Origin of the sequence: Corynebacterium sp. (assembly GCF_012837295.1) — a bacterium.
In the GTDB taxonomy this organism is placed as follows: domain Bacteria; phylum Actinomycetota; class Actinomycetes; order Mycobacteriales; family Mycobacteriaceae; genus Corynebacterium.
This window is the reverse complement of sequence record NZ_DURI01000272.1, coordinates 1-3,041: the sequence shown is the minus strand read 5'-3', so window position 1 is coordinate 3,041 and position 3,041 is coordinate 1. Positions and strand designations below refer to the sequence as shown.

Here is a 3,041-nt window from a genome sequence, read left to right as displayed (position 1 = left end):
CGATGATCCAAAAGCCGCTCGGGAAGGTGTCGGACGCGAGGTACGGGCCGTCGTTGACGGAGCCGTCGGGCAGCACGGTCTTCGCGGACTCCGGCGGCACCAGGCCACCGGCGAGGACCCAATGGCCGCGGTCCTGGAGGGACTGGTTGAACACGCCGACTCGCTCGAACGCGGCGTGCATGTCCTCGTCGGAGTCGTAGGGGTTGATGTCGCGGCGCCCGTGGACGCTCAGGAGATACTGCATGGCGCTCCTCCATTCCGGGGCCGGCGCCCGCTCACCGTCTAGGCCGACGACGGCGGGCGCTATCACGCCGACCCTGCATTTGCCTACGAAATGGTAACACCGGATCGCCGCCGGGGGCAGGGCGCGAATCGCCGTTCACCTCCGTTAACGGTGTGGCGCTTTCCCTTTCGTTTCCCCGCTCATCGACGCCCGCCTCCCCGCGTAGGGTCGTGCCATGTCCGATTCAGCGCGGGATGCATCGGCCGCCGACGACTCCGGGAACGGGGACGGCGGGGCCATTCGGGTGGCGAAGATCCACGATCTGCGGGCCGGAACCGCCGGCGCCGACGTCGCCGCCGGTGGCCGCGTGATCCTGGTGGACCGCCTGTGGCCCCGAGGGGTGGCCAAGGACGACGTCGACCTCGACGGCTGGTTCAAGGAGGTCGCCCCTTCCCCCGGCCTGCGGAAATGGTTCGGCCATGATCCCGCGAAATTCGAGGAGTTCACCGTCCGCTACCGGCGTGAACTCGACGAGTCGGCCGAACTGTCGGATCTGCGGCGGGCGGCGGAGGCGGCGACCGTCGCGAAGCCCCTGGTCCTGGCGTACGCGGCGCGGGACCGCGACCACAACCATGCCCTGGTGCTCGCCGAGTGGCTGCGCGAGGCCGTCGGCTGAAACCAGCGTCCGGGACCCGCGGACGTTCGCCAAAGCGCGCCACTTTGCCGATGATGGTGACATGAGCGAAGCGAAGTCCGGCGCCGCCGGCCAGACCCCCGACCGCGTCAATCTCCTCCGCGAGGGCAACGCCGTGTACAAGGCGCTGATCAAGGTCGCCGGCGAGTCCCGGAAGTACGCGGGCGACAACGGCATCGACCGCGCGCTGGCGGAGTTGATCAACGTCCGCGCCAGCCAGCTCAACGGCTGCGTCGCCTGCCTCAACCAGCATCTTCCCGAGGCCCGCGAGGCCGGCGTCCCCGAGCAGAAACTCGACCTGCTGCCCGCCTGGCGCGAGTCGGAGCTTTACGACGACCGCGAGCGCGCCGCCCTCGGCCTCGCCGAATCATTGACGCTGATGCCGTCCCACGCGGAACGGGAGAGCGCCTACGCGTTCGCCGCGCAGCATCTGGGCGACGCGGAGATCGCCGCCGTCGAGTGGACGGCCATCGCCATCAACGCCTTCAACCGCGTGTCCATCGCCAGCGCCCACCAGGTCAAGCCCCGGAAGTAGGCGCGGGCGGCTCAGCCGGCGCGAACGCGGTGAGGCGGGGCCGGCCGGGTTCAGCCGCGCCCCATCCGGGCCGCCGCCACGGCCGCCCGTCCGGCGATGGCGGCCTTCTTCGGTCCCGGCACGCGGATCCTCGTGGTGGCCACCAGCTCCGCCGGCGTGGCCCGCAGCCGGCCGGACAGCTCGGCGAACAGGTCGGCCGCGGCGAGCACGCCCGCGCGGGCGGCGCCGGGCAGCAAGGGGATCGCCGTGCGCGCGTCGGCGAGGTCGGCGTCGATGTCGTCGAGGAGATCGGCCTTGATCCGCTCCGTCAGCGCATGGCCGTCGAGCTCGTCGAAATACGTGCGGCCCAGTTCGCCGGTGTCCTCGGCGAGGTCGCGGAGGAAGTTGATCTTCTGGAACGCCGCCCCCAGGCTGCGCGCCCCGGACGTCATCGTCGCGCGGTCGGCGTCCGTCGCGGGATGGTCGGCGAGGAAGATGGACAGGCACATCAAGCCGATGACCTCCGCGGAACCGTAGACGTACTCGTCGAGCGCGTCATGGTCGTAGGTGGACTCGGTGAGGTCGCGGCGCATCGACCGGAAGAACGCGCGGACGTGTTCCTCCTCGATGCCGCAGCGGCGGACGGTGCCCGCGTAGGCGTGGAGCACCGGGTCGGGATGGAACGGCATCGCCGGTGCGCGGAGCACGAGCTCCTCGTAGTGGTCGAGCAATTCGCGGACCTGCGCCGGCGTGCACCCGGCTTCTTCGGCGGTGCCGTCGACGATTTCGTCGGCGATGCGCACCATCGCGTACAGGTTGCGGACGTCCTGCCGCTCGCGCGCCCCCAACAGCCTCGTGGCCAGGGAGAACGACGTCGAATACGTCCCGATCACCGTGGAGCTGGCCTTTCGGGTCATGCGGTTGTAGCGCGGGGTGAACCGCTTCCCCGCGCTTGGTCCGCATCGGCGCCATGGCATGCGGCGGCGACCGTCATGCGCATTGTCGCCGCCGCCACGCTGTCCGCTCACCGCGCTCCTCTCCTCACGACCATTCAAGAGTAGCCGCGAGGGAAAATCCCGGTCAGCGGAAGACGTCCAACTTCCCGAACTTCTCGGCGAGCAGGTAGTAGACGGCGAGGCGGCCGTTGCGGGTGCCGTCGCGCATCTTTTCCCCGACCTCGGCGATCGCGGCGTCCAGCGCCTCGTCGCCGTCGGTCAGGCCCAGCTTCTTCTTCAGGAAGTTCTCCCGGACGGTCTTCAGCTCCTCCGGGTCGCTGAAGGCGACGGCGGCGGAGTCCTGCTTGGACAGCACCAGCCGGTAGGTCTTCAGCATGTTCGCCAGCACGGCATCATCCGCGTCCGGCGCGTACTTCTTCACGTCCGCAACCCAATCGACGGCCATTGTCGGTCCCTCCTTGGAATCGGTGACGGGGGCGCCCATGCGCCTCCAACACCAAGCGTAGGCCCGGCATCGTCGCCGGACAACGGGCATTTTCGGCTTCCCCTCCCCTTTCCCGGCGCCCCGTGCCGCCTCCGCCGTGATCCGTGTTAAATCGGAGGCATGTCCCCCGCATCCGAGCCCCCGCGCCCCGCGCCCGCGCGCCCGGGCGG

General features: G+C 70.0%; 5 protein-coding genes. 2 read left to right on the top strand and 3 right to left on the bottom strand.

The features are described from left to right. A partial coding sequence (locus GX015_RS09000; RefSeq protein WP_291344516.1) for a hypothetical protein occupies nt 1-244 on the bottom strand: 244 nt, incomplete at its 3' end. Between the two features lie 214 nt (nt 245-458). Here GX015_RS09000 and GX015_RS08995 point away from each other — a divergent pair. Together GX015_RS08995 and GX015_RS08990 are read left to right on the top strand one after the other, a co-directional pair. Then, entirely contained in the window at nt 459-899 is a 441-nt protein-coding gene (locus tag GX015_RS08995) for a DUF488 domain-containing protein (protein ID WP_291344514.1), read from the top strand. Between the two features lie 61 nt (nt 900-960). Beyond that, nucleotides 961-1,452: a carboxymuconolactone decarboxylase family protein gene (locus GX015_RS08990; RefSeq protein ID WP_291344512.1), complete on the top strand. Its 492-nt coding sequence runs from the start codon at nt 961-963 to the stop codon at nt 1,450-1,452. Nucleotides 1,453-1,502: 50 nt separating this feature from the next. Here the strand turns inward: GX015_RS08990 and GX015_RS08985 are convergent, their stop codons facing one another. Both GX015_RS08985 and GX015_RS08980 read right to left on the bottom strand, forming a co-directional pair. Further along, nucleotides 1,503-2,348, bottom strand: a complete 846-nt coding sequence (locus tag GX015_RS08985) for a squalene/phytoene synthase family protein (protein ID WP_240941569.1) — start codon at nt 2,346-2,348, stop codon at nt 1,503-1,505. Nucleotides 2,349-2,511: 163 nt separating this feature from the next. Continuing rightward, nucleotides 2,512-2,832: a DUF2853 family protein gene (locus GX015_RS08980; protein ID WP_120984352.1), complete on the bottom strand. Its 321-nt coding sequence runs from the start codon at nt 2,830-2,832 to the stop codon at nt 2,512-2,514. Nucleotides 2,833-3,041: the final 209 nt, after the last annotated feature.

What these genes read in the sequence shown, in the direction of transcription:
- GX015_RS08995 (WP_291344514.1), top strand. Translation starts at nt 459, where the DNA reads ATGTCCGATTCAGCGCGGGATGCATCGGCCGCCGACGACTCCGGGAAC.
- GX015_RS08990 (WP_291344512.1), top strand. Translation starts at nt 961, where the DNA reads ATGAGCGAAGCGAAGTCCGGCGCCGCCGGCCAGACCCCCGACCGCGTC.
- GX015_RS08985 (WP_240941569.1), bottom strand. Translation starts at nt 2,348, where the DNA reads ATGACCCGAAAGGCCAGCTCCACGGTGATCGGGACGTATTCGACGTCG.
- GX015_RS08980 (WP_120984352.1), bottom strand. Translation starts at nt 2,832, where the DNA reads ATGGCCGTCGATTGGGTTGCGGACGTGAAGAAGTACGCGCCGGACGCG.